Raw genomic sequence first — 21,578 nt, forward strand, 5'->3', positions numbered from 1 at the left:
AAAGTTTGACCTGCTAACCTAACTTGTAAAGAATGTAAGCAATGCTTACGGAGATATCGAAATGGACGGCCTTAACCCTCTCAGGCAACTTGTTGCGCTTGGTGACACTGGCAATTTTCGCTTGGCTGGCGAGGCTTTAGGTGTTTCCCATTCGGCTGTGAGCCAAACAATTCGCAAGCTCGAAGAAAGCTACGGTGTTGAATTGTTTGATCGCACACGCGGGCGTACCGTGCCTACGGCCTTTGGCGAACGGTTAATCGAATCAGCCAGACGCTCGCTAAACGACATGGATACCGCAGCGCGCGATTTACAGCTGATGGAGAGCCATCAAGGCGGCAGGTTGGTTATCGGAGTGGATCCCGCAGTCAGCGAAAGCCTGCTTTCCCTGCCTCTTGCCAAGATGATCAACAAACATCCATCGTTGCAATTTACCGTCCTCTCCTGCAATCGCGCACGTTGGGAAAAGCGCCTGCGCAACCGCGAAATTGACGTGTATCTTGGCCTTCAGCCGGATCGCGAGGAAGACGTGCTGAGCTATCGCAAGCTTGTTTTGCAACCGCCCGCTCTGTTTTGTCGGTCTGATCACGCTTTGCTGTCGAAACCAACTATTCTTATCAACGACCTGCGACATCTGTCGGTCATTGGCGGGGACGTTCCAGACTGGTTCCTGTGGCGCATTCTTGATGCATATCCCGACGCTTTCTCGGGGCTTCAAGATCTGCGCGGTACGTTTCTGACATCGCAGGATTTCGGTTTGCTGCGTCAGCTACTGTTAAGAACCAATGCATTGGCCATCTTGCCTGAGTTCATAATTCAGCAAGAGATCGCTACAGGTCTAGTGCGCAAAATCGAAGTCCAAAGGTGGCCGTTCAACGATAGCACCATATCCGGCGTAGCCGCGTGGCTGCGGGAACGTCCACTGCCCCCAGCGGCCAAGCAGCTTCTCTCAGAAGTGCAACGCATGTTGGATCAATCCGTCTTCCGGCGCCGCACACCAGGTGGGCCTTAACCTTTCCCGAGGGCTTGGAGGTTATCGCCATGTTCGGATCGGGTCAGTGTGAATCCCTTCAGCACCCAAACAGAATAGGTGTACAACACTGCGATCAGTACGACATAGGGGATGGCAATGGAGTGCATTGTATTGCCATCGATCAGCCGACCGCTTTGCGCTCCCAAGCTCAGCATGACGCCCGACACAAATATCCCGAGGCCTGTCACAACCTTGCGCGTGAACGAAAACGCCGCAAAATACAGCCCTTCGGCGCGGTGCCCAGTACGGATCTGATCGGCGTCCACTAGATCAATCGTCATCGAAAATTTCACTGCGCTCAAAAGTACGGTCACGGTTGTCGTCAGGAATGTCAGGATGGCAACCACGTAAAACAATTCCGGGCTGCGTGGAGCTGGGAGCACGTCGAAGTACTTTCCAACAACCAGAGAAACCGACAACACCAGAGCCATCCAGCTCAGTGTTACAGCCACAGATTTCTTTTCAAAACCACGCACAACAAATGCAGTGGACAAGTAAGCGATGATCGCAGCAGGAACCATCGTTAGTGTTACAAGCGCGATCTGGGTTGAACTCAGACCAAAATAGAAGATTCCAAAATAGAGTTGCAGCGACATGGCTAAGCCAGACACTAGGTTGGTGCACAGCGATGCCAGAAACACCGACCTAAAGGAACTGTCGGCAAAGACATGCCCCACGTTCTTGAAAAATCGAAATCCGTAGCCTTCGCTGCTGGTGTCGGGAGTGCTGAAAACCTTGACGGCCCGTTGGGTTCCAACCGCAGACACAAACATCGTCACTACCATGACCAACGTGGCCCAGAATGCGTATCGTGTATAACCTTCTGGGTTCAGGATACCCGGGTCGTAGTCTACTGAATCCGGCAGAAACACCTGATAGACGACCACTGCCATGATGACCCCACCCAGCCAGCCAAACATTAGGCGCAAACCAGTGATGGCTGTCCGCTTGTCATAGTCATGAGAGATTTCACCGATCAACGCCGAGTTGGGAATCTCAAAAAAGGTGAGCGTCAGACGCACCGCCACCGACATGAACGTCAGATAGAGAAACAGAATGAACTCGCTGGCCTCTGGCGGCGTCCAAAGCAGGTAATAGGTGATCGCAATCGGCACGATGGAGGCATACATGAACGGATGTCTGCGTCCCAAGCGGGAGGTGCAACGATCTGACAAGTAACCGGCCCAGGGATCTGAAATTGCGTCAACCAACATCGCGACCAACAAGGCGATCCCAACCAGATAAGCCGGAAGCCCCAAAACTTGGTTGAAATAGATCATCAGGAAAGTCGAGAACCCGTTGTCCTTGATCCCATATGCAATCGATCCGATGCCGTATGAGACAATACCTCCCAAACCTACTTTTTGCGTCATGACCGTTCCTCCCGGTCGCCATGGTGTCTAAGGGGTATACGTTCGTAAACCGCGTAAGGGTTGCTTACAGGGACGTTGAGAACGTGCGAAAATAAACTTTTGGGTCGGAAGATCTGCGTCCTTATCGGCAGTGTTCTGTGACGATCCGTTCTCGCTTTCTTTCGAAGAAGGACGTCTGCACGCCTCTGCACCAGGCTCGAGAGGCAGTGAGAACCGGTTCTCACCCGATGAATCGGCGCTTTCAATTGGTAGAGTAACTAGCAGTCCCAATGTCCGCTTCTAGGTCGAGACATGAGTTAACAACACTCGCCGCAAAAGTTGGGGTTCTCGCCGGAGATGTAGAAGATCCATGTTCTCTTAGGACCGGGAGCAGCCGTTAGATGCCTTTTGCACCAACGTCCGCTCAGGGCCGGAAGCGGTTGTTGGATTGTTAGTGCACAGCGCCCGCATTTGCAATTTTCGTTGTGTCACGTTCGCAACCAATGAAGGTAATCCTCACGTATTCCATCGAGATCAATCGCCTCCTTGGCAATATTTCAAATTCTTCGGTATTAGTTCATCGTCGACGGTCGGTCGAGACGGTCTTGCACCTTGATGGCAAGCCGACGACGCCAATCCATGTTGTCGCGTCCTGGGCGGTCTGGGCTTACGTCAAACGACATCATGGTGCACCCCTTTGTCGGATCTAGGTGGGGCGCATGCCAGCGTCGTCAGCGCGACCGTGCAGTGTCCGGGATCGGCCACAGTGGACCAAGCCACCCGCGATGGGTACGAGCAGGTCAAAGCGATCGGTTTCGATCCGTGTGGGGCGCAATATACCCGCTTTGCTATAGCTGTTGACTAGGGCCATCAGTGCTTCCTCAATGCAGGGTTGAAAGCCCACTCTTAGCAATCATCGAGGTCGGTTTCACGGGTGTACCAAAATTGTGGCTGATCGCTGTAAGTTCCCATTTCGATTTTGGCGGTATTCTTCGGCGGTTGTACCAGCGTTATACGCCATCAACCCCAGCGGCCCAGATTGCTATTGAGTCCGGCAGAACTTAGGTTTTCCATTCGCCCCAAAAACAATAGGGATCGTCGGTGCGGTGACGGGGGGGCTCGTTAAAATTAACCAGCGGCTTTCCAGCCCAATCGAGCTTCATTTACGGCGTCCATTCTTTTTGACAGGCTAGATCAGCAGGAAACCCGCGGCCATCATCTGATTGATTTTGCCGCGCGCATTCTTAAAGTTGACGCGGGTGCACGGGTCTACACTTGCCGCCACTAGAACCTTGCCGATTTGCTCTGTAGTGGCGGCCATGGTTATCGCGTCGCGAAAGCAGTGGCAGTTCGCGCACTGAAACCATGATGGTCACCGGATCGTTAAGGCGGTTAATCTGGCCAATCAACCTAAACAAATCTGGGAGCGTCACTGGTGACTTATCGCAAACGATATCGTGTCATTTCGAAGAATGCGAGTTTGGATCGCACTGACATTTGAGGGATAGGGTGCTTAAAAGTGAACTTTAGAAATCTTTGGAAATGCATGCGGCACTCCCATTGTTGGTTCTGAGGTTAACGAGCTTATCTTGGGCAACGGTGGGAACGATATGGTATTGGGGGCAGGCGGCGACGACACTTTGGACGGAGCTGCCCTGGCAGATATCCTTGTCGGGGGGGCACGTAATGACACGCTAGAAGGCGGATTGGCGGTGACGTGATCACGCTGAACGCTCTGGTGTTAAGCGCAATCGGGTTCACCTTGTCGCCCAGCGAATTTCGGGTCCACAGCAAGGCGCAAGGCAACAATGGCTTGATCATCCACGATGCCACGAACTGCGCGCTCTACTACGATGCCAATGGAGTAGGGAGTGTTGCGCAGGTACAGTTCGCACAGTTCGATCCAGCGATCAGGCTCACCTCATCTGATCTTGAATTAGGTTGATCGCAATTTTCTCATCAACCCAAAGCTCATCTCCAGAAGGGGCTATCTTCGTTTAGCTACCACTCGTTCCCAATGGCAGGAGGCAGCCCAAGTTGATTTTGATGTCCAACTTCCCAGGCGGATATCAGCCAACAGTTGTACCAAATAGACCGTTTCGAGCGCGAGATCTCTGCGCGCCAAAACGCCGTATACCGGGTCTAGCTGGGAGGGGAGGAATCGGCTGCGCTGGCTGGAGTGCACTGAGATGGTTGGCATGCGACGGATCTCATCCGCTGTTTCCATTCAGCGTTGTCGCGATGTGGTTCGGGCAACCGATCAGCCTCACCCATGTTGGGTGACGCCCGCAGATACCATCTGGTTGATCAGCAGGCGGGATCGCCAAGTTAGCACAGCGGTATCATCTGGGGCTTTGGCGGATACTTGGGCATGCATTCTCTGGCAAGGTAGTTCGTTGCAGTTTCTCAATACTCATGCCTTTAATCGGGGTTGCCCTGAAAGCGGGAAAGGCGCTCACACCCTGCTCAAAAACCGCGCGCGCGTAGGCAAGTTTGCGGCCCTGGGGTAGTTGCTTTAGTTGGTTCCATTCTCCTTGGTCGCCCCTCCGGTGGTGTCTTGATTAGCAATGATTGGTGCAGGGCGGATGCACCGCCACTATAAAATCCCAACACAATTTCAAAACGCCATGCTCCAACGTATCAAGAACGAGAAGCGTCAAAACAATTGTTGTGATCAGCGCTTTGGCCATTTGCAGGATGGAGATGAAACACAGGAGCTACCCGTCACTGAGGCAATCCGACTAGGAAAATGTAAAAGCGCCCGGCAACTAATTTCCTCAACAAAGCCATAACGCGGACATTGTGAAATCATCAGTTCTGTTGGTGTAAGGATTGCCATAATTTTGGTCGCTCTCTATTGTTAGAATCTGAAAAAGTGAACATACCAAAATGACGCAAACTTCATGGTTAGCATTTTCCATTGATCGCACTTCCAAAACCCCGGTATTTGAACAAATCTGCGCTGCTATCCGCAAACGGGCCATCTCTGGAGAGTTGAGTGAAGGTACAAAACTGCCGCCAACCCGGGTGTTTGCAGCCGATGTTGGTGTGTCGCGATCCACCATTGTAACCGCTTATGAACAACTTGTTGCTGAGGGGTATTTGGACAGCTTGCAAGGGTCGGGGTATACGGTTTGCGCCCTGTGCGAAGTCGAACTGCCGAGCAAGACAAAACGTGCTCAACTCACGCTAGAGGAGGGCCCGGAGAAAAAAGTGCTCCCCTTTGAGGCCAGCCAACCTGACATGCGCCTGTTCCCGCACCGGCAATGGGCCAAAGCGGTATCCCGCGTTTGTCGTACCAATCCGCAAGCGATGCTTGTCGGCGGCAGCAGCTTTGGGAATTTCGAGTTGCGGCGCGCCATCGCCGCACATGTGTCAGAATGGCGGGGCATCGAGGCCCTTCCTCATCAGATCATGGTAACTGCGGGATCGACGGATGCTCTTGAGATCTGCTTGCGCACTCTGCTCAAAAAAGGAGACACCATTGGTCTGGAAAATCCAGGTTATTTGCCAATGCGTCATTTCGCAGATGCACATGGGCTTTTCACAAACTTTCTGGCTATCGACGAGAGCGGTGCCAAACTGCCGACGGACGCGGGATTAACTCGCCTTGTGGTTCTAACGCCGTCACACCAATATCCATTGGGTGGGGCAATGTCACCCAGCCGCCGGCTGGAATACCTGCAGTGGGCGACGAAAGAAGACGCTTGGGTCGTTGAAGACGATTACGACAGCGAATTTAGGTACTCTGGCCGCCCAATTCCGGCCATGTCGGGTTTCGACAACCTCAACCGAACAATTTACATTGGCAGTTTTTCCAAGATTTTTTCGAACTCTCTGCGGCTTGGATATGCCATCGTTCCCGAACCATTGATCGCACGCTTTCGCACCACAATGCGCCGGTTCGGGCTCAAGGCAAGTTTTATGCCGCAACAGGCATTGGCCGAATTCATGGCGTCGGGTGAGTTTTATCGACACCTCCGTCGTGTGCGCCGCACTTATGGTGAACGCCGTAAATTCCTATTGGAAAGGCTCGCGCTGGAATTTTCCCAATTCGGGTATGTGCGTGACCACCAAGCAGGTATGCAGATCGTATTCCATTTGACGGAAGGTTGCAAAGACACTGAAATTGCCCGCCGTGCATCTGAACAGGGTATTACTGTTGTCCCGCTGTCCATATTTTCAAAAGGAAACTCTGTGTACAATGGCCTGATTATGGGTTTTTGCGCATACTCTGAGGAAGAAATGGAGCTAGCTTTGGAACTCTTGAAAACTTGTTTTTGCGAAGCTCGCTCTGGGCATTCGGGGTAATATCAATGCAGTCATGGCTCCGCAACTCATAGCACGGGAACAGTGCAACAGAAGTATTAGTAAGCGCATCGTATTCTGTGTTTCACCCAACTTCTTTGGGTGGCAGCTCCACTTCCAGAACCTTCATTGCCCAAAGAGAAATCAGATAACGTCAAAATATTGTCCTGAGATATTCTTGGTTCTTCGCTATTACAGCTTCGTTGCTTTTAATGGCTGCTTTCAGCGTCGCCCAAGCGCTGTGTCACAGCAAGGCTGAGACGGACCTAGCATGCAATTTGTTGCGCGGTGCTCCAAGGACATAGTTGTGTACGAACCAGACACTCGGCTTGCAACGCCGAACGTCTGGTGTTGGGTATTGCAGTAGGGGGGAGAGTAACATCACCGACGCCCCGAAGTGTCCCATCTACGCGATTGCATAGACTGAGCGATCGCCTTTGTCTTTCCGCTTAGTTTCTCGACAGTTCGGGCTGCCAACTCAAGCGCAATCCTTGCCTCCGGTACAGTCAGAAGATCTGGGTAGGGTGTCTTCTTGTCAGTTGGTGTAAACCCATGCCGAGGGTAGAAATCCGGGACATCCAGAACGAACCAGGCATCCGTTCCAACGGACCTTAGGTGTGCGATACTGGTTTCCATCAACTCTTTGCCAACCCCATGGGCTTTAAGCTCTGGCAAAATGCCGGAAGGTGCCAAGAAGTAGTACTTTTTGTCCGGGTGGTCCTGTAAGACGAATGGGGTAAACAGGACGTTGCTAGCAACCAGCCCGTTACGTTTAACATAGGCTAAGGAAATCTTTGGCAAGTTGAACGGCTTCTTCTACTCCTGTTTTTCGGAACTCCAGTCTTTGGACTTTTGCGATAGTATCCATTTCTGCCTGGCACAGTTGTTCGTTCGGGAGCCCCTACATGAGAGGCGCTGCATCAGGGCCAGTCACGCTGGATGTGGATTCGCCAATGCTATCCAATGCCACTCTACGGTATCGACAGTGTAGATGATTAGAGTGTTTTCTTCGATCCTAAGTTCCTTGACCTTCTCGAGGATTTTCCCGGTGCGATAGTCAAGTGCTACGACCTTTTTACCGTACTTGTTTTTGATCGCAAGTTTGCCCTCAAAATCAGGTGAGGGAAGATTTGTCTGGTAGTGTGCTGCTCAGTTTATCGACATGAAAAACGGTTGATCCAGACCTGCGAGGCGCTCAAGTTCAGCCACAGATTTCTCGGCTCCTACGGAGTCCAAGTTAACCAGATCTGCGGTCGTCAAATCTTCGATGGTAAGTATCTCATTTGGCGCTTCACACGCCACTCTTTCAAGTACGCCAGTTGTCGTTTCACGAAAGAAAGCGCGCCGGTCTTCGGTCATCTGAACATGCCAGTCGGGAAGAGCATAGGTCAACGAGTTCAAATGATAGAGAAACGTTTTCTGCATCTTATCATATCCATGGGGTTTCGGCAGCGCTTAATCGGACTCTCCGAGGTGCCACTTGCCCATGAAGAAAGTGTTGTAATCAGCTTGCTTCAGCACCGACGCGAGCGTCCATTCTGCTGCTGGAAGCCCTCCGCCTTGGTCTTGAAAAGCCATGGTTGGCATGCCCGACCTGTTCGGGAAGCGCCCCGTTTGCATGGCTGCGCAACCCGGTGTGCAGGAAGATTGCGCATAAAAAGTCGGTTTACATCATTCCTTCCTTAGCCAATTGGTCAAGGTTAGGCGTGGCCATTCCGCGCGCGCCGCCGCAGTGGTAGGCTCCGAAGTTCCAATAGCCTGTGTCATCGGAGACGATTAGAATAATGTTCGGTTTACTGGCGTAAGTTGACAATGATGTCGGATCAAAGTTCTGTGCCGACGCAGAAACAGAAATTGTACACGAAAAAGCTGCGACAATCGCAGTCAGGCGATGAATTTTGGGCAATTTTTTCCTTTCGTAAAAGTGGTGGCGAGGACTTAGATCGCCAGGTTTTTGGTTTCTTTCTGTGATCTTGATTACTCAGAATGGTCCTATTTAAATATCGTTTAGATAATAGATCAATCTTTCAGCATTTCTAATCCTTGATCGTAAGGTTTATCTAAGTGGTGCAATCTAATAAGTTCCTATTGATCTCCCTGTTGTCTCCGATAAATTTTCCTGCATCAAGTAAGATGGTATTTCTGACTTAATAGATTAATATGCCAATGAGTGGAAGCTGGTTTGGGCGCGCTAATCAAAGGGTAGACTGAAGAGTGTCTTGGTTAAGTGGGAACCTAGAAATGGGTCGCAGTAATTTGGTAATATGGAATTTCAAAAACAACAAGAACGATATTTGTGTGATTTGTTTTTTCAATTAAGGTCGATTTGGGTTCAAGCCAGTCATTCGGTCAGGTTGTTAGGAGGGGTCGTTGATTGCATGTGTCGGATGGCGGTCAGCGGTCAAATTTAAGCCTCGATCAATTCAGGCCAATACCCTCTTTCGATTATCACGATTGTAGGATAGCGTTTCATCAATTGTTAGAAACTGGACTTCCAAAGCAGTTGCGGTGTGGTAACTCTACATTGTAGGGGCTGGGTCGTGCCGTTGCCGTGTCTTGCGAGGCAAAAAAATGATGGAAATTCCACAAGCAGGTTTCGTTTTAGTTCCGACACCGATCGAAAGGTTGAGTTGCCTTTCGGAAGCGCTCGAAATTGATCTTTGGGTGAAGCGTGACGATTTGGCGGGGCCATCATTTGGCGGAAACAAAACCCGTCAGTTGGATTTTTATTTAGGTGCGGCCGTTCAACAGAATTGCGACACCATTTTGATCACAGGTGCCGTGCAGTCGAATTTTGTGCGCACTGCTGCTGCGTTGGCTGCTAAGCTCGGTATGAGGACAATCATTCAGCTCGAGGCGCGGGTGCCAGAGCAGGACGTGCTCTATCAAAGCTCTGGCAATGTTCTACTGAATCAGCTTCTAGGGGCAGAAGTGATCTTCTACCCCGAAGGGGAGGATGAGGTTGGAGCAGATGCAGCCTTACGTGAGCGTGCTTTGCAAGAGCGCGCAAATGGGTTTCGTCCATATGTCATTCCGCTGGCACTTGGAAACCCTCCACTTGGAGCTTTGGGTTATATCAGTGCCGCCAATGAAATCATGGATCAGAAGCCGGACTTTGATTTTGTGGTTGTGGCATCCGGCAGTGGGCTTACCCATGCAGGATTACTGACAGGGTTAAACTCGCGTGGGTTTCCCGGGCGCGTGATTGGCAGTTGTGTCCGGCGGGATGCGGTTCAGCAGCGCGAGCGGATCAGAACGGTTTTGGATGGAATTGAGGCGCTGAACACACCGAGCAAGCATGTGCCATCGAACAAGATTTCAATCTGGGATGGAGCACTCAACCCTGGCTATGGGCAAATCGGCGCCGCTGCGTTTTCCGCTATGAAGATGATGGCGCAGACCGAAGGACTGATCCTCGACCCAGTCTACACCGCCAAAGCCTTCGCGGCCATTTCGGCGCATGTCGAGAACGGAGAGATCACAAAAGGAAGTAAGGTCCTATTCGTGCACACGGGCGGGCTGGCGTCGTTGTTCGCTTATCAAACCGACCTTGAACGGCTGCTAAGCCTCAACTGACGGAACCCCAAGCTCAGCACGTGCCCCAATCTCGTCTATCATCGTGAACAGGCTTTCCATCCAGCTATCTTTCACCCGTGTCGCCAGTTGCGAAAGAGGGCGGTGTAGCGGTGTCAACGTTGCGTATTCATATCGAATGGGCGCGTCAAACGGAACAAAGGCGACCTGACCTTTGGAAATATCCAGCTCCCGTTCCGTCACAACGGTCAACGGATCCACAATCGCACAGCAATGCCCCAGGCTTATAAATGGAATTAGCGGTTGGAAGAACTGCGCTGCTATATGGGATTCGAATGATGCGCCTTCCTGCTCGAATGCCACTGCTAGTTTGCGCGGGAAAGGATGATTGCCATGCAGCGTCCCGATGGACTGACCATCCAGATCCGCAATGGTGACAGTTTCGTTCTGCGCCAGCGCGTGATCGCGGTGCACAACGCAAAAGCAATCCGAACTAATGGTTTCCGAATTGTATTGCGGCAGCTTCCCCTCCGGTTCATCGAAATCGGCAAATCCAAAATCGATGCTTTGCGTGCTTGCCAACTCGCGGATCTGCGGAGAGCTTCGCGAAGAAATAGTGGTCTGAAAATTGGCATCAGGCCCAATATTCTGACTGATAAACCTCGGGAAAATATATGCAGACGGCCCCGGCATCGCCGCCACGTTTAGACTTCCTGTCTCCGCCGATCTCAATCCTTTCATCGTACCCGAAACAGTCGATAACCGATCAAGAACCATGGTTGCTTCGGCCAATAGATATTGTGCCTCAGGCACAGGGACTAGCCGCCTGCCGCGCCGCTCGAACAAGGACAGCCCCAGGCTTCGTTCAAGGTTCTTGATAGCCAAGCTGATCGCTGGCTGCGTGCGTCCAAGTTTTTTGGCGGTCTGAGAGATGGAGCCAGATTCCATCACCTCCCGAAAAACAGTGAGTTGGGTAAAGTTCATAGTCAATATATAAGGGAAACTTCTGTTTTATGAAATATTACAAATTTGTTTTTATGTAGATTTTCCATAATCTGAGCTGATCAGAATTCGGCTGAACCGAATCTCAATTTTTCCAACTGGGAGACGACAATGAACATGATCAAACATCTGGCGGGTATCGCTTTGGCCGGAACGCTGGCCGTTCCCGCTGTAGCTCAAGACCCTACGTTCTTTCGCATCGGCACTGGCGGTGCCGGCGGCACCTATTTCCCAATCGGCGGCACAATCGCGAATGGTATTTCAGCTCCCCCAGGCGCGCGTCCATGCGATAAAGGTGGCCAGTGTGGCGTTCCGGGTCTGATTGCGATTGCACAGTCGACCACTGCATCAGTGTTCAATAATGCCGCCGTTCAGAATGGGGAATTGGAGGCCGGTCTGGCTGGCGCTTATTCAACACGCGATATGTATCTTGGTGAGGGGAAATTCGAAGGCAAACCGCATCCGAAATTGCGCATCGTTGCCAATCTTTACCCAGAAGACCTGCACCTTGTTATGGCCAAGGGCACGAAAATCGACAGCCTCGCGGATCTGAAAGGCAAGCGCGTCGGTATCGCCCAAGCAGGTTCCGGGACACAAGTCGCAGTAGAATCGATGTTGGGTCTCTGGGGGGTAAATCGCGACAACATGGACGAGGCCGAACTGAACAACAGCCAATCCGCCGAACGGTTGGCGGATGGTCAACTGGATGCATATTTCTATGCGGCAGGCTGGCCAGTCGCAGCAATGGTTCAGTTGTCTTCGACCAAAGGAATGGAGCTGCACAACTTCTCAGAAGAAGACATGGCAAAGATCAACGAAGCCGTTCCCGCATATATCCCATCGGGCATTCCGGCCGGTGTTTATGAAGGCATCGACTACGACGTGAAGACACCAGCGGTGTCCGCGATGCTTGTCGTATCATCGGATCTGTCTGAGGAGTTGGTATATGGCATCACGCAGGCGTTGTGGAACGACAACACCCGGAAATTGCTCGACAATGGCCATGCCAAAGGCAAACAGATCACCGCTGAAACCGCACTTGATGGCGTTGCTGCCTTGGGGGTGCCGCTGCATCCCGGAGCCGAGAAGTTTTACAAAGAAGCCGGACTTCTGAAGTAACACTCCCAGACCCAACTTGGTCAAAGTCCGTGGTGCCCTATTTCTGGGCACCACACTCTCCCCCTACACGCGTGCCAAAGGGACTTGCAAGATGTCCAATGCCAATCTGTCCGAGACCCATGAGCTAACCGAAGAGCAGCTCGCCGCGATCGAAGAAAAATACGACGAAGGCTCCGCCACTCGAAAGGTTGGCCCTACCACGGGCATAATCTTGCGAACTGTTGCGTTGAGTTTCGCCATTTACCACTACATTACGGCCGGTTTCGGCCTGCCTGCGGACTATTGGCACATGGGCTGGCATCTGGCAGGTCTGTTCATCCTGACCTATGCCTTGTTTCCAATTATCGGGTCAAAGAACCTGTACGCGATTAAGGCAAGCGCGCTACGCATTGGCAATATTCCGATTTACGATCTTATCTTCATGATCCTGGGCGTCACCTCGGCGCTCTACGTGGGTCTTGCCTGGCGCGGTATTCCAATGCTCGGCATCGAGGAACAAACCTTTCGGATGGGCAACCCGAACCAGTATGATGTGTTCTTTGGCGTGGTCATCATTTTACTGGTGCTGGACATCGCCCGACGCACGTTGGGCTGGATATTGCCCCTGATCATCTGCTTTTTCATCTCATATGCGCTGCTGGGCCAATACTTCCCTGGTCTACTCAAGCATCCGGGGGTGAACTTTAAAACCTTCGTATCGTCGATGTACTTTCCTCAGGAGGGGATCTTTGGCGTCACGCTTTGGGTCGTTTCGACCATAGTGTTCCATTTCGTCCTCTTTGGTGTGATCGCGCAACGCACAGGGCTTGGGCAGCTCTTTATCGATAACGCAACGATCCTTGCTGGCCGATACACGGGCGGACCCGCCAAAGTCTCCGTCGTCTCTTCTGCATTCTTTGGAACGATCTCTGGCTCATCAGTTGCCAACACCGTATCCACCGGAGCCCTCACGATCCCAAATATGAAACGCTTGGGTTATCCAGGTCATTTCGCAGGCGGGGTTGAAGCTGCATCCTCTGCCGGGGGCCAGATCACGCCTCCGATCATGGGGGCTGCCGCTTTCATTATGGCCGAGTTCCTCGAACTGCCCTACACCACCATCGTGATCGCTGCGATCTTCCCTGCGCTACTGCACTATGTTGGTGTCTTCACCGTAGTGCACCTGATGGCGCGTAAACTGGACCTCAAGGGCCTCACCAAAGAGCAGCTACCACATTTCAAAACGGTATGGTCAACAGGTTGGGCCAACATCGTGCCGCTGATAGGGCTGCTGCTCGTATTGTTCTCAGGCTACACGCCTTACATGTCAGCGTTTTGCGGCATCTCGCTGTCCGTGGTTGTGGGAATGTCTCGGCTGCGTGAGCCGCCAACGTTGATCTATTCCGCGGCCTTCATAGCGTTTGTTCTCTGGAAATATGCGGGCGGTGGGTTCGACCTGACGATGACCATGGTCCTCGTGGCCGGATCGGCGCTGGCGACCTTGAACCCACAAGAACGCATCAAGATCCCCGAGATGTCCGCCGCGATGGAACTTGGAGTGAAATACGCACTCGCCGTGGGTGCTGCATCTGCCGCCGTGGGCATCGTTGTCGGTGTCATTAACACAACAGGAATCGGGTTCCGCATCGGCTTTATGGTCACCCAAGGCGCAGGTAACCTGGCCTCCGATATGTTCGGTTTTCTCTCGCTGGGTGGTTTATTCGAGTGGTTCACTGTGCAGGATTTGCAACTGTTCATCTCGCTGATATTCATCGCAATTGCGTGCATTTTGATGGGCGCAGGCATTCCGACGACGGCTCTCTATATCATGTTGGTTTCCGTGGCGCAGCCCGCGCTTGCGCAGCTTGGTGTGCCACCCATCGCAAGCCATATGTTTGTGCTCTACTACGGCGTAGTGTCTGAGATCACACCGCCGGTTTGTACCTCTGCCTATGCAGCAGCGGCCATCGCGAACTCGAACCCATTCCGCACAGGGCTATCTGCTTTCTCCCTCGGGCTTGGCAAAGTTGTGGCTCCGATGGCATTCGTCTACGCGCCTGTGCTATTGTTTGTCTCCTCCACCGGCTTCGATCTTTGGGAGTTCAGTTACACTGCGACCAGCTGCATCGCTGGCGTAATTGCGCTATCGACTGCTGTCGTCGGCTATTGGTTTGCCCCGATGGGGGCGGTGTCACGCATCTTGATGGCTATTGCCGGACTGGTCTTTGTGGCCCCGTCGCTGGCTGCTGACATGGTCGCACTAATCATTGCCGCGCCCGTGATTATCACACAGATGCTCGCGCGTCGCTCCGCGCCGAACCCCGCTTAAAGTGGGCGAGTCTGTCACAATCATCGGGGCTGGCATTGTCGGAATCTGTTGTGCGTTGTCCCTGCAGGAACGCGGTGTGAAAGTCAGATTGATTGACCGTAGCGCGCCCGGCCAGGAAACCTCCTTCGGCAATGCGGGCGTCATCTCGCCTTGGTCGATCATCCCGCAAGCGATGCCAGGGATCTGGAAATCAATACCTAAGATGTTGCTCAGTCCCGATGGCCCACTTTCTGTCAAGCCGACTTTTTGGCCCAAGATGATCCCGTGGGGGCTGCGGTTCTTGAGCAACGCAAACGAGACAACGACCCGCGCAACATCTGATGCAATGGAGACATTGTGCCAACCCTCTGTGATGCTCTATCGTCGCCATCTTGAGGGCACTGGCCACGAAGACCTCTTGGTCGACAGCTGGTACGTGCACGCGTTTCGTAACGCCGAAGGCGCAAGCCTACGCGACCTCGGCTTCCAGATCCGCAAAGAAAAGGGGGCAGAACTTGAGTTGATCGGCAGCGACAGAATTATGCAAATCGAGCCAGCTCTCTCAACAGATTTCAAGGCCGCGATCCTGATCAAAGGCCAAGCAAGAGCCCGCGCCCCGGGGCAAATCGCTGAAGTACTAGCGGAAAAAGCCCGCACCCAAGGTGCGGAAATCATTCGCGCCGAGATCACAGCCCTGCAAAGAGTCGATTCAGGCTGGCACCTGACCACGTCCAACGGCCTGCTCAAAGCCGGTGATCTTATCCTCGCCGCAGGCGTATGGAGCGCCGACCTGCTCAAACCCCTCGGCATAAAGCTGCCGCTGGCTGCAGAACGTGGATACCACGTCGAATTCGCAAACCCGGGCGTCTCGCTCAACAACTCTGTCATGGATGTGGATGCAAAGATCGTCGCTAGTTCCATGCTGGGAGGGATACGCGTCGCTGGCTCGTCTGAGTTTGCAGCAATCGACGCCCCCGCCGATCCCCGTAAGCAAAAGCTGTTGGCCAAACAGGCGCGCGCGATGTTGCCCGGCCTAAAATCAGAAGCAATGACCACATGGATGGGCCGCCGTCCGTCCTTTTCCGACAGCCTCCCCGCGCTTGGACCGATCGCTAACCAGCCGGGCCTCTATGCCGCCTTCGGCCACTCTCATTACGGCCTGATGATGGCTCCGAAAACCGGTGAGCTGATCGCCGATCTCGTCGCAGGCGTCGCTCCAAACACCGACCTCACCCCATTCGAACCGCTCAGGTTCTAACCCGAAAGTACATATCATGCCCCTTCACAAAGGCGGACAAAACATTTGTGGCGCAACCATCGGCGTCCTATGCCTTGAAAGTCATTTCCCAAAACCGCCGGGTCACATCAAAAACCCTTCCAGCCTGCCTTTCCCTGTCCTGTACGAAATGATCGACGGCATCACCGTCCCCGATCTGTTGAACAATCCGACACCAGAACTGCTCGAACCCTTCTTGGAAGGTGCAAAAAAGCTCGAGCGCGAAGGCGTCCGTGCGATCACGGGCAGTTGCGGGTTTCTGGCTCTGTTCCAGCAAGAACTTGCCGCCGCCGTAGATGTCCCCGTCTTCGCATCCAGCCTGATCCAGGTGCCCTTAGCCTACCAAATGACAGGTGCATCCGCCCCCGTCGGCATATTGACTGCGGATGCCTCGGCCCTCACAGGTGCCCATTTCAAAGCCATCGGAGCGGGCGATATTCCAGTCGCCGTACAGGGGCTTGAAGACAGCACCGAATTCGCTGAGGTCATCCTGAAATACCAACGCACAACGATGGACACTGACCTTATCGAGGCAGAGGTCATCGCGGCAGCACATAAGCTGCAGGCCGGTGCGCCAAATATTCGTTCGCTTGTACTGGAATGCACTGATCTGCCGCCTTACGCTTCAAGACTGCAACACGAGCTGCGCTTACCAATTTACGACCTCACGACCTTAGCGACTATGGCCCATAGTGTCGTTGTCCGAGAACCGTATAATGGGCATATGCCCTGGTGAGTACGCTTCGTTTCCACTCTTTGGCTCGCAGATTGTATCTTGATAGGTCACCCGCGAGCCGCGAAGTAAGCCCAGATCGGTTGCGCCGCTTTTGAAAATACATCTTGCGCAGCTTGTTCGCCTCTCCGGGTGTTCGTTGAACACGATAAGCCATGCTAGACTGCTCAGTACGGTGCTCCCGGCAAGTCAATATTTTAACTGTGCCAACGTTCCTTGTCGGTAAGAAGTCAACCAAGGTATCGCGATCAACACGGTCGAGATGACAAGAACAGAGTGGCTAACCGCCGCAATTTGTCCACGAATTGCCACCTAGACCCAATAATATCATCGTCATGGGTAATACGCAGCAAGACGCCACGCCTAGGGCTGATGGTGATCCTAAATAGCTAAGGCCAAGATTCTCTGCATTCCGGGTCTACTGTGGTCATCTTGGTGGGGCGTTGCGACAAAGGTCATAGGCCTGAATAGCTCCTTTTTGGGCTACAGGATCAAGAAGGATACCCAAAAAGACACCGCGATGTTGCGCGAGAACCAGTCGTTGTGAAGTTCGCAGAACGATTTCGAATTTAAGGGCAATTGAGAGGAGATTGCCTGGCACGAATACCTCTGACACTATACGAAGAGCTAGCAAGGGAATTGGAAGTGAACGACGGAAAAAGTGCCCCAGAAGGGTATCAATAGATTACGCCCAATTTCACGATCGTGGGAGCTGACCGTTTGATGGATTTTTTCGGCCTCATTCGACGCATGCGTGATCAAAGAAAGCAGATATGACGATAGCCGAATCCAGTATGCACGGCTGCGAATAGGCAGTTCTATCATCATGTTGACCGGATGGCTGGCATAAAGGATCCGTTTGGCAATGTTTGGTGGATTGCCACACACCGTTCATAGAACCGGGAAGCCTGTTAGAAGAAATAGTACGTTTGGGCTTGGACCCGATATGACACGGCGGCGGTGGCAATCGCCTGGACACCGCAGCTCCGCAGGCTGACTGAAGCGGTTACCATGCATAGAGCCCATTGCATGAAACGTAGACATTCACTCTACTGACGCTCGATGACGGGTGATTGGAAGACCGCCGATTGGCTCACGGTTCAAGGCGTCCTCATTTGCGCGCGCAATTACTTTAGGCTGCTATTTTTGAACGGATAGTTTGGCCGCGTTTGTGGCCGCCCAGTCATGCATTACTTGCAACAGGGGGATCAGGCTTCGACCCAACGGGGTCAGGCTGTATTCGACATGCGGTGGGATGGTCTTGAAGTCTTTGCGCGTAACAAATCCTGCATCTTGCAACTCGCTCAGTTGGCGAGTCAGTGTGCGATGCGTGATTTTACCAAGGTTGCGCTGAAGCTGATTAAAGCGAGATGTTTCCTGCGCCAGCCAGAAGATAATCAACAGCTTCCACTTTCCCGAAATCGCTTCAATCAACGGCTCAATGAGGCAATTCTCATCCGGGTTGGGCTCTTCCATGGCAGTATCCTAAATGACCGTACTTGCGGCATTGATCCTGTATTAATACCTACGGCTCGAAACGCGAGAATGCAATGAGGACCAGGATCGACATGAAAAAAGTAGTGATAGTTGGCGGCGGGTATGTTGGTTTTGAAGTCGCTCAGGAACTGGATGCATATGCAGATGTTACGTTAATCGAACAGCGCGAGGCCTTTGTGCAGCCACCTGCCACCATTCGGGCGCTCTTGGACCCTGCATTATTGGATCAGATCATCCTTCCCTACGATCATTTACTAAAGAACGGGAGTGTCGTTCGCGGACGCGCCGTTTCGGTGTCCCAATCCGAAGTTAGGTTGCAAGACGGTACCGCCTATCCGGCCGATTTCATTATTCTGGCAACAGGTTCGTCCTATGCAGCCCCTTTCAAACCTGTGGGCGATAGCATCGCTGCGTTTCGGAAGGCCAGCAGCGATGTCAGCGCGCAACTAGCGATGGCGAAATCTGTCGCCATCGTTGGGGCCGGGGCTGTTGGCACTGAATTGGCAGGGGAAATTGCGGTGGCCCAACCAGAGAAAGACATCACGTTGATATCGTCGGACACTGCCTTGTTTCCAATGTATCCCGCCAAACTTGGAGCGGAACTCAAACGAAAGCTAGAGCGCCTTGGCGTTTCTGTCGTTCTCGGGCAGCGCGCGCAGGATCTTCAGCGCATGGACATGCCCTATGCTGGATCAGTCACCCTGACCGATGGTCAAGTGGTGGCGGCAGATCTGGTGTTTCCGGTGATCGGATCAAAGCCAAATACGTCCTTGGTTCAGACTTTGCCGGGGGTAAAGAGCACGCCTTCTGGTCGGGTAAAAACCGACAAGTGGATGCGCCCCTCAACCTGCCCGAATGTCTTTATCGCAGGGGACATCGCTGATGTAGGTGATGGTATGACGATTGTCGCGATCTCAAGGCAGAACCCTTGGCTGATCAAGACATTGAAACACGCGTTGAAAGGAAAACCTGTTGAAGATCTAAAGCCCTATTCCCCTTGGAAGAAAGCACCAATCCTAGTGCCGCTTGGTCCGTCGATCGGTAATAGCTGGCTGTTCGCAACCGTCGGCGATTGGGTCACCCGCAAGATGAAGGGTAAAGAGCTGTTTATCCCAAAGTATCGCAAGGCGTTTGGCTTAACTCGCTAGCCGGCAAATGCACCCTTCGATCGTTGCCCGTGCTCTGATGAATGCGTCAGTCATCCGAAAGACCACGATCTGAATATCCAAGGAAATCACATCATGACTAATGTTGACCTTCCCAAATTCCCAACACGCCATGGATACATGAGTGAAAAGATTCAGCACAGCTATATTGCTGGCGCAATCGAGAAGGGATTGTTGCCTTCAGATGCGCACCGGCTTGCTGAGGTTGTTTCACTGACGGCACCGGGAGACCTGTCGAAGCCCATTCAGTTTTGGCAGCTCTACTCGGCCCTCGGACAAGACCCGATTGTCGGCATCGTGCAAAGATTCTATGAACGCGTCTTTGCGGATGAGCCGTGGTTTCGCTCTGTTTTTGAGCGGGTGGGAGGGCTTGGCCACCACATCAACACGCAGGCGTCGATGTGGATCGATGTCTTGGGTGGGGGCCCATACTATCATGGCGCGGAGTTCCGGTTGAGCTTTCATCATACACACAATGCAATGGCGCTGATGAATGACAAAGGGGCGGCGCGATGGGTCACTCTTATGCGCGAGACGCTGGATGATTCCGCAGATTTGATGACGGACGACCTGCGGGTGCGAACCAGTTTCAATACATTTCTGGCTTACTTCATGACCAAATATGCGGACGAATTTGCATTCGAGGATCGGCATGTTTTCGGGTGCACAAATGGTCCGCTCAAACGCCAGATCAACTTTATGAGGATGACAGCCGAAGCGATAGAAGCTTTGAGTTCACAAGAGCTTAGTGATGCTTTGGCACAGATGGGCGTTGACGTTTCGCAATGTCCAAGTAAGCAGGCGATGGTGAGTAAGGCACTGATGGTCTGACAATCGCAAGACATTGCCTGCCAGCGCTCACGGGCCAAAGTGAAAGCAGGGCCCAATTGGCAGATTGAGAAAAATTGCCCTGCAACGTGGCAGAACCATGAGACAAGCGTGCGGCGCAATGTGAACATTTACTGTTATTGCGCAAAAGGCTGCTATTAAAAAACAGTCAAAAACGGTCGTTCTTCTGGTAACTGAAACGTATGGGTTTTGGTAAACATGTAGCCTAACCTAATCCAACGAAAGGAACAGGCTGCGCAATTTGCGTAGCCTGTCCTAGGTTTTCTTGCACTGTTTAGATGTCAACGACCACTTTGCCGATGGCCTTACCGCTTGTCAGACGATCATATGCTCCACCGACATTTTCGAGGCCGAATACTTCATCATCTAACAAAGGTTTCAACGCGCCTGCGTCTACAATCTCCGCAAGCTTGGCCAAGATCGCGCCGTGTTTTTCACGCCCTTGGTTACTTAGCATCGGCAACAACATAAAAACTATGTGCAGCGACAAGCCTTTGAAGTGGGCGGGCGATAGATCAATTTCCAACAAGCCAACAGTTGAGGAGAGATTGGCATTGAGCGCTGCTGCTTCGAATGAATTTGTCATGTTAGCGCCTCCAACGGTATCAAAGATCAGATCAAAGCCTGCGCCATCTGTGTATTCGGCAACATAATCAGCGATCTTTTCAGCAGCGAAATCAATCGATGTTGCGCCGTACCCTTTGATCACCTCCAACTGATCTTCGCCCGTGCCTGTGCCATAGACATCAGCGCCAAAGTGTTTGGCCAACTGCAGAGCAAGGTGACCAACACCACCCGCGCCACCTTGAATCAAAACCTTCTGGCCAGCCGTGATGCCGGCGCGTTCAAGTCCCTCATACGCTGTGATACCAACCAATGGCATAGCCGCAGCTTCGCGCATTGAGATGGATTTGGGTTTGTGGGCGATCAGTTTAGAGTCGGCCAACATGAATTCGGCCAGTGCGCCTTGAATGTCGGCTAAACCACCTGCGCAACCATAGACTTCATCGCCCACGGAAAATTCTGTTACGCCTTCGCCAACACCCTCAATCACGCCTGCAAAATCCATACCCAAAACCGCAGGGAGTGCGGGGGACAAAGGCAGATCAGCTCCCATCGAGCGGATCATAGTGTCAACGGTGTTAACGCTACATGCTGCGATGCGGATCACAACGTGGCCCTGCGTTGCGGTTGGTTTAGACAAGTCAGCGGCTTCGAATGTTGCGCTCTCGCCGTAAGCGGTAATGGTCATAGCCTTCATTGTGCTGTTCCTTAGGGGTATTTGCTTAGCGATGGATATAGAATTCCAAAATGTAGTAAATCGACCGAAAAATAAGTTCAGTATTCCGTTTCTGAATACAATTTGGGCGCGCGCCACATTCCTGAGAAGGGCAAATCACTTTGCACTTCTCTTGCATCCGTTCA

The 21,578-nt window shown here is 52.5% G+C and carries 19 protein-coding genes and 1 pseudogene; 11 read left to right on the plus strand and 9 right to left on the minus strand.

All coding sequences use genetic code 11. The features are described from left to right. Positions 1 to 61: 61 nt before the first annotated feature. Positions 62 to 1,009 (plus strand): LysR family transcriptional regulator, encoded by a 948-nt coding sequence (locus ABWV33_RS01365; protein ID WP_353328765.1) that lies wholly within the window; start codon positions 62 to 64, stop codon positions 1,007 to 1,009. Here the strand turns inward: ABWV33_RS01365 and ABWV33_RS01370 are convergent. From ABWV33_RS01370 to ABWV33_RS01380, 3 genes are all read right to left on the minus strand, one after another. After that, complete coding sequence (locus tag ABWV33_RS01370; protein WP_353328767.1) at positions 1,006 to 2,403, minus strand: MFS transporter; 1,398 nt, start codon at positions 2,401 to 2,403, stop codon at positions 1,006 to 1,008. The two genes, ABWV33_RS01365 and ABWV33_RS01370, sit on opposite strands and share 4 nt — an antisense overlap. 685 nt (positions 2,404 to 3,088) lie before the next feature. Further along, positions 3,089 to 3,253 carry a hypothetical protein gene (locus tag ABWV33_RS01375; RefSeq protein WP_353328769.1) on the minus strand — a complete coding sequence of 55 codons (165 nt, stop codon included), beginning with the start codon at positions 3,251 to 3,253 and terminating at the stop codon, positions 3,089 to 3,091. Between the two features lie 318 nt (positions 3,254 to 3,571). Next, positions 3,572 to 3,703, minus strand: coding sequence for a hypothetical protein (locus tag ABWV33_RS01380; protein ID WP_353328771.1), 132 nt, complete (start codon positions 3,701 to 3,703; stop codon positions 3,572 to 3,574). Positions 3,704 to 3,941: 238 nt separating this feature from the next. On the opposite strand from ABWV33_RS01380, the gene ABWV33_RS01385 reads away from it, so the two are divergent. The 3 genes from ABWV33_RS01385 (at position 3,942) to pdxR (ending at position 6,693) form a co-directional block, all read left to right on the plus strand. Beyond that, positions 3,942 to 4,103, plus strand: a complete 162-nt coding sequence (locus ABWV33_RS01385) for a hypothetical protein (RefSeq protein WP_258546999.1) — start codon at positions 3,942 to 3,944, stop codon at positions 4,101 to 4,103. Then, the gene (locus ABWV33_RS01390) at positions 4,100 to 4,327 is read left to right on the plus strand and encodes a hypothetical protein (RefSeq protein WP_353328772.1); all 228 of its coding nucleotides are present in this window, start codon (positions 4,100 to 4,102) and stop codon (positions 4,325 to 4,327) included. The genes ABWV33_RS01385 and ABWV33_RS01390 overlap by 4 nt, the downstream gene beginning before the upstream one ends. A gap of 944 nt (positions 4,328 to 5,271) precedes the next feature. Beyond that, a complete protein-coding gene (pdxR, locus tag ABWV33_RS01395) occupies positions 5,272 to 6,693 on the plus strand; it encodes a MocR-like pyridoxine biosynthesis transcription factor PdxR (protein WP_353328774.1) in 1,422 nt (473 codons plus the stop codon). A gap of 378 nt (positions 6,694 to 7,071) precedes the next feature. On the opposite strand, the gene ABWV33_RS01400 is transcribed toward pdxR, so the two are convergent. The 3 genes and pseudogenes from ABWV33_RS01400 to ABWV33_RS01410 all read right to left on the minus strand — a co-directional run. Further along, complete coding sequence (locus tag ABWV33_RS01400) at positions 7,072 to 7,491, minus strand: GNAT family N-acetyltransferase (protein ID WP_353328776.1); 420 nt, start codon at positions 7,489 to 7,491, stop codon at positions 7,072 to 7,074. Between the two features lie 348 nt (positions 7,492 to 7,839). Beyond that, a complete protein-coding gene (locus ABWV33_RS01405; RefSeq protein WP_353328778.1) occupies positions 7,840 to 8,115 on the minus strand; it encodes a hypothetical protein in 276 nt (91 codons plus the stop codon). A gap of 30 nt (positions 8,116 to 8,145) precedes the next feature. After that, positions 8,146 to 8,340, minus strand: a pseudogene (locus ABWV33_RS01410) (sulfatase-like hydrolase/transferase); the annotation flags it as partial. Between the two features lie 921 nt (positions 8,341 to 9,261). Between ABWV33_RS01410 and ABWV33_RS01415 the strand changes: the two are divergent. After that, a complete protein-coding gene (locus ABWV33_RS01415; RefSeq protein ID WP_353328780.1) occupies positions 9,262 to 10,266 on the plus strand; it encodes a D-cysteine desulfhydrase family protein in 1,005 nt (334 codons plus the stop codon). Here ABWV33_RS01415 and ABWV33_RS01420 read toward each other — a convergent pair. Next, positions 10,252 to 11,208, minus strand: coding sequence for a LysR family transcriptional regulator (locus ABWV33_RS01420; RefSeq protein ID WP_353329225.1), 957 nt, complete (start codon positions 11,206 to 11,208; stop codon positions 10,252 to 10,254). The genes ABWV33_RS01415 and ABWV33_RS01420 overlap by 15 nt on opposite strands. 129 nt (positions 11,209 to 11,337) lie before the next feature. On the opposite strand from ABWV33_RS01420, the gene ABWV33_RS01425 reads away from it, so the two are divergent. The 4 genes from ABWV33_RS01425 to ABWV33_RS01440 all read left to right on the plus strand — a co-directional run bounded on the left by ABWV33_RS01425 (position 11,338) and on the right by ABWV33_RS01440 (position 16,644). Further along, positions 11,338 to 12,345 carry a TAXI family TRAP transporter solute-binding subunit gene (locus ABWV33_RS01425; RefSeq protein WP_353328782.1) on the plus strand — a complete coding sequence of 336 codons (1,008 nt, stop codon included), beginning with the start codon at positions 11,338 to 11,340 and terminating at the stop codon, positions 12,343 to 12,345. Between the two features lie 91 nt (positions 12,346 to 12,436). Then, positions 12,437 to 14,653 carry a TRAP transporter permease gene (locus tag ABWV33_RS01430; RefSeq protein WP_353328783.1) on the plus strand — a complete coding sequence of 739 codons (2,217 nt, stop codon included), beginning with the start codon at positions 12,437 to 12,439 and terminating at the stop codon, positions 14,651 to 14,653. Between the two features lies 1 nt (position 14,654). Next, positions 14,655 to 15,890 (plus strand): NAD(P)/FAD-dependent oxidoreductase, encoded by a 1,236-nt coding sequence (locus ABWV33_RS01435; protein WP_353328785.1) that lies wholly within the window; start codon positions 14,655 to 14,657, stop codon positions 15,888 to 15,890. Positions 15,891 to 15,906: 16 nt separating this feature from the next. Further along, the gene (locus ABWV33_RS01440; RefSeq protein WP_353328787.1) at positions 15,907 to 16,644 is read left to right on the plus strand and encodes an aspartate/glutamate racemase family protein; all 738 of its coding nucleotides are present in this window, start codon (positions 15,907 to 15,909) and stop codon (positions 16,642 to 16,644) included. A gap of 1,137 nt (positions 16,645 to 17,781) precedes the next feature. Here the strand turns inward: ABWV33_RS01440 and ABWV33_RS01445 are convergent. Then, positions 17,782 to 18,117 carry a winged helix-turn-helix transcriptional regulator gene (locus ABWV33_RS01445; RefSeq protein WP_113821402.1) on the minus strand — a complete coding sequence of 112 codons (336 nt, stop codon included), beginning with the start codon at positions 18,115 to 18,117 and terminating at the stop codon, positions 17,782 to 17,784. Between the two features lie 74 nt (positions 18,118 to 18,191). On the opposite strand from ABWV33_RS01445, the gene ABWV33_RS01450 reads away from it, so the two are divergent. Both ABWV33_RS01450 and ABWV33_RS01455 read left to right on the plus strand, forming a co-directional pair. Then, entirely contained in the window at positions 18,192 to 19,286 is a 1,095-nt protein-coding gene (locus ABWV33_RS01450; RefSeq protein WP_353328789.1) for an NAD(P)/FAD-dependent oxidoreductase, read from the plus strand. A 93-nt stretch (positions 19,287 to 19,379) separates the two neighbouring features. After that, on the plus strand, positions 19,380 to 20,135 hold the full coding sequence (locus ABWV33_RS01455) for a globin domain-containing protein (protein WP_353328791.1): 756 nt from the start codon (positions 19,380 to 19,382) through the stop codon (positions 20,133 to 20,135). A 292-nt stretch (positions 20,136 to 20,427) separates the two neighbouring features. Here the strand turns inward: ABWV33_RS01455 and ABWV33_RS01460 are convergent, their stop codons facing one another. Then, the gene (locus ABWV33_RS01460; RefSeq protein WP_353328792.1) at positions 20,428 to 21,414 is read right to left on the minus strand and encodes a zinc-dependent alcohol dehydrogenase family protein; all 987 of its coding nucleotides are present in this window, start codon (positions 21,412 to 21,414) and stop codon (positions 20,428 to 20,430) included. Between the last annotated feature and the right edge of the window lie 164 nt (positions 21,415 to 21,578).

The organism is Phaeobacter sp. NW0010-22 (assembly GCF_040365955.1).
In the GTDB taxonomy this organism is placed as follows: domain Bacteria; phylum Pseudomonadota; class Alphaproteobacteria; order Rhodobacterales; family Rhodobacteraceae; genus OMPR01.

Coding starts and splice junctions, on each gene's coding strand:
- ABWV33_RS01450 (WP_353328789.1), top strand. CDS start 18,192: ATGAGGACCAGGATCGACATGAAAAAAGTAGTGATAGTTGGCGGCGGG.
- ABWV33_RS01445 (WP_113821402.1), bottom strand. CDS start 18,117: ATGGAAGAGCCCAACCCGGATGAGAATTGCCTCATTGAGCCGTTGATT.
- ABWV33_RS01370 (WP_353328767.1), bottom strand. CDS start 2,403: ATGACGCAAAAAGTAGGTTTGGGAGGTATTGTCTCATACGGCATCGGA.
- ABWV33_RS01365 (WP_353328765.1), top strand. CDS start 62: ATGGACGGCCTTAACCCTCTCAGGCAACTTGTTGCGCTTGGTGACACT.
- ABWV33_RS01440 (WP_353328787.1), top strand. CDS start 15,907: ATGCCCCTTCACAAAGGCGGACAAAACATTTGTGGCGCAACCATCGGC.
- ABWV33_RS01430 (WP_353328783.1), top strand. CDS start 12,437: ATGTCCAATGCCAATCTGTCCGAGACCCATGAGCTAACCGAAGAGCAG.
- ABWV33_RS01460 (WP_353328792.1), bottom strand. CDS start 21,414: ATGAAGGCTATGACCATTACCGCTTACGGCGAGAGCGCAACATTCGAA.
- ABWV33_RS01420 (WP_353329225.1), bottom strand. CDS start 11,208: ATGAACTTTACCCAACTCACTGTTTTTCGGGAGGTGATGGAATCTGGC.
- ABWV33_RS01455 (WP_353328791.1), top strand. CDS start 19,380: ATGACTAATGTTGACCTTCCCAAATTCCCAACACGCCATGGATACATG.
- pdxR (WP_353328774.1), top strand. CDS start 5,272: ATGACGCAAACTTCATGGTTAGCATTTTCCATTGATCGCACTTCCAAA.
- ABWV33_RS01405 (WP_353328778.1), bottom strand. CDS start 8,115: ATGCAGAAAACGTTTCTCTATCATTTGAACTCGTTGACCTATGCTCTT.
- ABWV33_RS01375 (WP_353328769.1), bottom strand. CDS start 3,253: ATGGCCCTAGTCAACAGCTATAGCAAAGCGGGTATATTGCGCCCCACA.
- ABWV33_RS01380 (WP_353328771.1), bottom strand. CDS start 3,703: ATGGCCGCCACTACAGAGCAAATCGGCAAGGTTCTAGTGGCGGCAAGT.
- ABWV33_RS01425 (WP_353328782.1), top strand. CDS start 11,338: ATGAACATGATCAAACATCTGGCGGGTATCGCTTTGGCCGGAACGCTG.
- ABWV33_RS01415 (WP_353328780.1), top strand. CDS start 9,262: ATGATGGAAATTCCACAAGCAGGTTTCGTTTTAGTTCCGACACCGATC.